At 60.1% G+C, this 4,609-nt stretch carries 6 protein-coding genes; 4 read left to right on the top strand and 2 right to left on the bottom strand.

Annotated features, from left to right (window positions below):
• Both VGK48_29325 and VGK48_29320 read right to left on the bottom strand, forming a co-directional pair.
• A partial coding sequence (locus VGK48_29325; GenBank protein HEY2385297.1) for an acyltransferase occupies nt 1-686 on the bottom strand: 686 nt, incomplete at its 3' end.
• Nucleotides 671-1,486, bottom strand: coding sequence for an SGNH/GDSL hydrolase family protein (locus VGK48_29320; protein ID HEY2385296.1), 816 nt, complete (start codon nt 1,484-1,486; stop codon nt 671-673). The genes VGK48_29320 and VGK48_29325, both read right to left, overlap by 16 nt.
• Nucleotides 1,487-1,886: 400 nt before the next feature.
• Between VGK48_29320 and VGK48_29315 the strand changes: the two genes are divergently transcribed.
• The 4 genes from VGK48_29315 to VGK48_29300 form a co-directional block, all read left to right on the top strand.
• On the top strand, nt 1,887-2,714 hold the full coding sequence (locus tag VGK48_29315; protein HEY2385295.1) for a sterol desaturase family protein: 828 nt from the start codon (nt 1,887-1,889) through the stop codon (nt 2,712-2,714).
• 124 nt (nt 2,715-2,838) lie between these two features.
• A complete protein-coding gene (gene cpaB, locus VGK48_29310) occupies nt 2,839-3,639 on the top strand; it encodes a Flp pilus assembly protein CpaB (protein HEY2385294.1) in 801 nt (266 codons plus the stop codon).
• 154 nt (nt 3,640-3,793) lie between these two features.
• The gene (locus tag VGK48_29305; protein HEY2385293.1) at nt 3,794-4,345 is read left to right on the top strand and encodes a TadE/TadG family type IV pilus assembly protein; all 552 of its coding nucleotides are present in this window, start codon (nt 3,794-3,796) and stop codon (nt 4,343-4,345) included.
• Between the two features lie 11 nt (nt 4,346-4,356).
• Nucleotides 4,357-4,609: TadE/TadG family type IV pilus assembly protein (locus VGK48_29300; protein ID HEY2385292.1), on the top strand; the 253-nt coding region annotated here is incomplete at its 3' end.

Genomic DNA, 4,609 nt, shown 5'->3' with positions numbered 1-4,609 from the left:
AAAGAGCCTGCGGATTGCCGCGCCATTGCCGCCAGCCCGCCGGCATAAAAGAAGGCAAAGCAGTCCGCGACCTCTCCGGGAATCATCTGGCAGAGAGCGATCAGCGCCACATTGAGCAGCCAGGACCGGGTCAACAGCAACATCATGAAGAAGAAAAAATAGACCAGCACCTCGACCGATATCGACCAGATCGGTCCGTTGAAGCTGAGGGCATGCTGGGAAGTGGCGTTGCTCGCCATAAATAGTTGTAGCAGGAAATGCATGGAGTCGTTGTTTTGATAGACAAAGAAATATCCATGGATGTGGAAATACAGGGGCTGCAAAGCGGCCACGAGCACAAGTGTCGCGACGTGCAGCGGATAGAGCCGTGAAAAACGCAAGACAAAGAATTTCCAGCCGTCAAGCAAGCGATCGGCGATAGCGTCGCGATATTTCCAGAAGAATATGAAGCCGCTTATGCACCAGAACATCCGGACCGCGTACGGACCGCTCTCGTAGAGCGGGCCGAGCAGGCAATGGAACGGCAGCTGATCCAGAAATAGATCGGCTTCCTCGTCGCCCACGAAGGCGAACTGACGATAGTGATATACCAGAATGGCAAAAGCCGCCAGGAAACGTAGCAACTCCAATCCCAGGAGCTTGTTTGCCGGGGCGGAGGCAGCCGCTGGTTTTATTTCGTTCCGCACAGGACGGATGCTCCCTGCAAAACGGCTTGATTCCACAGATCATACCCGGCGACGCTCAGATGCACTCCGTCGATCGTGTGCGGTGTCGGCATCGGCGGCAACGCAGCAAAGGTCGCGCCGCCTCGGACAGTGAGTTCAGGTAGAGCGGAATTATAGCTGTCGATCAGGCGCATAGCTTTATCTTGGGCGTCGACCGCCAGGCGAGGTGAAGCATCGATGGGGGGAACCGCCAACACGATCACGCGAGCCGCCGCCTTCGAAAGCTGCGACAACAGTGTCCTGTAGTTTGCCTTAAACTGCGGCAAGTCACGTGCGGCCAACACGTCGTTGGTTCCCAACGCCACCACGATGGCGGACGCGGATTTGCCATCGAGCACATCCACGAGCCAGTTGCCCAAATCGCTCGCCGTTGAGGCACCGTCTAGGCCAGCGTTGACAATGGGATGACCGCAGAGCTCGCGTGGCAGCGTGGACGCTTCGACGATGCTGTCGCCGAGAACGATGATGGGATTATCGATTCGGCTAAGCGTGTAATAAAGAATGACTTGGCGGCTTCGACGATGCGAGTCTGAAAAGGTTTGCTTCTTGACAATGGAGGCTCCGACCGAAACAGCACCGATCGAAAGGACCGCAAAGCCGATAAGCATCCGGTTCATGTACGCGCTCAAACGCACCCACGGGTTTAAGCTGCGGAACATAAACGGGCGAAGGTTAAGATATTCCAACTGGTGGATTTCTGCAGGCGAGCCACGGCAGCATTCCGAGAAGCTGGCCATCAAAAAACAACCAACGCTGACCACCTCCGGACTCCATGGTGCTTGTTGCCTTCCGCCGGCATCAAGGGTTTCGCGGCGCTTCGCGCCCTTGACACCGGCACGAGCGTGTCAGCACGGGCTATCTACCGGAAAGGGCAATGTTCTCAACATCGGCGAACGGATACGGACCCTTGGAGCGAAGACTAAGACTCCCATGCCAGCTGTTAACATCGGTGGTGGACTTTTTTCACAGCCGATTCATAGTCGAGGCTGGCCTGTATGGCCCCGTCATTTCGAATGATGCAATCCTGACTTCAAGGCGACTCAGGGCTGCATTTCCGGGTTAGCGCGGAGAGAGGCTTGACCGCGCCCACTGGGCTGGGGTTCACAACTCCTTAATCAGCCGGGAGTTAAGCGTTGCTATTCCCGAACTGACGAGGTGACCATGTCCGGGCTGCCGCTGGAAATTCTGGTGATGTTGGGCGCGACCATCGAGAAGGTGTTGCCGATCACGCTGGCGGTGGCGGTCGTGTTCACCGTGCTCACCCATTTCTGGGCCTGCAACGACGGCGGGCCGTGGTGGCGCAAGCGCGAGATCGTCACCGACGTCGTCTACTGGTTCTTCGTACCGACTTTCGCCCGGGTTTTCCGGATCGGCCTCCTGGTGGTCGGGGCCGCCGCTATCTTCAATATCCACGATGCCGACGATCTGATCGCCTTCTATGACGACGGCCACGGCCCGCTGGCGCAGCTGCCCCTCTGGGCACAGACGCTGGTGTTCCTGGTCGCCGCGGACTTCATGCTGTACTGGCTGCACCGGATGTTCCACGGCACCGGGTTCTGGAAATATCACGCGGTCCATCACTCCTCGAAGGATCTCGACTGGATCTCGGCGGCGCGTTTCCATCCGGTCAATTTGCTGATCGGAACCATCGGCGTCGACGTGGTCCTGCTGATGGCCGGCATCTCGCCGAACGCCATGGTGCTGCTGGCGCCGTTCAACACCCTCCATTCGGCATTCGTGCACGCCAACCTGAACTGGACACTGGGCCCGTTCAAATATGTGCTGGCGACGCCGGTATTCCACCGCTGGCATCACACCCTGCTCGATGAGGGCGGAAACACCAATTTTGCCGGCACTTTCCCGCTCTGGGATATCCTGTTCGGTACGTTCCGGATGCCGGAGAACGAGCTGCCGAAGGAATACGGCAAGGACGAAGCCACGATGCCGGATGCCTTCGTCGGGCAGATGGTTTTTCCCTTCCGCCGTTAAAACTTCCGTCCCCGCATTTGCGGTTCTTTCACTAATTGACTCCACACTCGCGGCGTCGGCCGCCGGGTTCCGCTGCGTATCGCCTTGGCCAGTGTTCAGTAGAGGCGCGGAAGAGTAAAAGCGTATGAAGACCGCACGTATCATCGTCCTTGGTATTGCGCTGAGCGCCGGGGGCGTCGCCGCCTGGCTCGCCAGCGGCTCCAGTGACAACAAGTCTGCTCCCACCGAGCCGGTCGCGCAATTGCCGACCGTGGACGTGCTGATCGCCAAGTCCGACATCGGCCTCGGCCAGACCGTCAAGCCGGAGGACATGGTGTGGCAGACCTGGCCGTCGGCGACCGCCAGCAACAGCTTCATCAAAAAGCCCGACCGCCCCGACGCCGTGACGCAGATCGCCGGTTCGATCGCGCGCGATCCCGTCATCGCCGGCGAGCCGATCCGCGAGCAGAAGCTGGTGAAGAGCTCCGGCTCCGGCTTCATGGCCGCGATCCTGCCCAGCGGTGCGCGCGCGGTTTCGACCGAAGTCTCGCCGGAGACCGGCGCCGGCGGCTTCATCCTGCCGAATGACCGGGTCGACGTGATTCTTTCGCGGCGTGAAAAACATCCCGAAAACCCGTCGGTCCCCGAGATCATCGTCTCCGAGGTGATCCTGTCGAACATCCGCGTGCTCGCGATCGACCAGGCCCCCAAGGAGAAGGACGGCCAGACCAATCTGGTCGGCAAGACTGCCACGCTCGAGCTGCAGCCCGGGCAGGCGGAAACGCTGGCCCGCGCCCGCCAGATGGGCATCCTGACCCTGGCCCTGCGCAGCATCGTCGATGCCAAGCGGGAAGAAGCCAAGCTCACCGATCAGTCGCTGGTGACGGTCTATCGCGGCTCCGACCGCCAGACCTACAGCTGCAATCCGTCCTGCGCCAGCCACTGAGGACTTCGCTTGGCCTCGGTGCGCCGTCTGCATACCTGGTTAATGATCCGTTAACACGGCGTCCCGCCGCGCGCGCCTTTGGCGCAACAATTCAACAATGAGTTTCGGCTATTTCTGGCGGCATCGATGCAGCCGTAAGCCCTTGGGATTGCCGATGCCGTCTGCCGTTTCCCTGAAGACCCTGCTGCGCCGCTTCCGCCGTCATCGGCGCGGTTCAGCCGCGGTGGAATTCGCCCTCGTGGCGCCGGTGTTCTTCGCCCTGTTGTTTGCGATCATCGAAGTTGCGCTGATGTTCTTCGCCTCCCAGGTGCTGGAAACCGTTACGCAATCGGCGGCGCGCTATATCTTGACCGGGCAGGCGCAGAGCGGCTCAATGACCCAGGCGCAATTCAAGACCTATGTCTGCAACCAGATCCCGGCGCTGTTCACCTGCGCCAACGTCAAGGTCAATGTCCAAAGCTATCCTGCATTTTCGTCTATCAGTAACAGCACCGTGTACGATGGCAGCGGCAATTTCACCGGCGCTCAGAACTATTGCCCCGGCAATGGCGGCGACATCGTGTTCGTGAGTCTTTCGTACCAGTGGCCGTTGTTCGTCACCGGGCTCGGCTTCAACATGTCCAATCCTGGCACCACCAAGAAATGGCTCACCGCGACCGCGGCGTTTCAGAACGAGCCGTTCTCGGCGCCGGCGTCGGGTTGCTAAGGAGCGTGGCGATGAAGGCGGCGATCTCGACACCGTTCCGGATCTTCTGGCGGCGTCTTGCCGAGTTCGGGCGCGACCGTAGCGGCATTGCTGCGACCGAGTTCGCCGTCACCGTCCCGCTGATGCTGGTGCTGTTCTTCGGCGCCGTCGAGTTTTCCACCGGCGTTGCCGTCGATCGCAAGGTCACCCTCGTGGCCCGCACGCTGTCCGACCTGGTGTCGCAGAACACCTCGGTCACCGACGCCCAGTTCACCAACTTCTTCA

Source organism: Terriglobia bacterium (genome assembly GCA_036496425.1).
Classification (GTDB): Bacteria; Acidobacteriota; Terriglobia; order 20CM-2-55-15; family 20CM-2-55-15; genus 20CM-2-55-15.
The sequence above is the reverse complement of the archived record's forward strand: the minus strand, read 5'-3'. Positions and strand labels throughout refer to the sequence as shown.